General features: G+C 32.5%; 1 protein-coding gene. It reads right to left on the bottom strand.

The genetic code is table 11. From position 1 onward, the window contains the following. Positions 1–1,020 (bottom strand): hypothetical protein (locus L1D46_RS20735; protein ID WP_239978178.1); only part of this gene is annotated, 1,020 nt, incomplete at both ends.

The raw sequence follows: 1,020 nt of genomic DNA, 5'->3' as shown, positions 1-1,020 counted from the left end.
ATATATATGTACTTATTGCTATTTAAGCTTGGAATGTCTTTGATAGCTGTAGGGCCCGATGACATTTGTAGAAGTTCAAAATCAATATGTCCATTTTCTACAAATAATTTGTATTGCTTCAATATCGACTCGAACTCAGGCGCGATTGTTCTTATTTTCTCTAAAGCAGAAGCATTTTGAGTAGGAATTGTAAAATCGGCGTTACTAGGTAAGTCAAATAATTCCGGTAAAGTATTAGTGAAAACTGTTTTTAGAATATCTTCTAATGAATACCCTAGCCCTTTTAGTACGTTGGAATATGTGTAAATTTGTCCCATAGATGCCATTTCTATTTGTGTGAACGCTACACCAAAAATGTATTCAGTTCTTGATCTAACACCTAAAGTTCTTTCAAAAACTCCAAGCTGATTTTCTTTGCTGGTTAGAGCTACAATATTCTGTTCATCCACGTACTCAAAAAGTGTCTTGAAGTTTCTGTACAGAATATATGGGTGATTATTTTCTTTAATGTAATCTAAGCTAAATTCGTAATGGACTGTACCCTGCTCATACCAAGCATGTTTAATTTTAGAAGAATTTTCGGGATAACTGATAGCTACCCCGTATTCAAATGATGAACTAGTACCACTATCGAAAAAATCTTTAATAGACTGTTGGTATTTTCTCTTAGCTGCTAATTTAGTTTTATCTGAGATTCGGAAGTCATTATGTTTTTTAGCATTTTGTATTATTGGCAGGTAGTTAGTATTGCAATGCTCGGAGTCGATGTACGAAGCAATTATGCTTTCTTTATCTTGAATAGTTAAACAACTAGGTAGATACAACTTCTTTTTATTAAAACTATTTTCGACTTCATATATAGAAAGGAGGATCTCTGCACTATGCTGGTCATTTTTTAAAAACTCACAGAGAACAAGTTTATATTTATCCACCAAATTTTTATGGGGCAACAAGTGCCTCAATTGATTAGGGGTTTTCTTTAAAACTTCTTCTATTTGTGATGGTGATATATTTTTATAT

The organism is Pseudoalteromonas sp. Isolate3 (assembly GCF_022398505.1).
Classification (GTDB): Bacteria; Pseudomonadota; Gammaproteobacteria; order Enterobacterales; family Alteromonadaceae; genus Pseudoalteromonas; species Pseudoalteromonas apostichopi.
The sequence above is the reverse complement of the archived record's forward strand: the minus strand, read 5'-3'. Positions and strand labels throughout refer to the sequence as shown.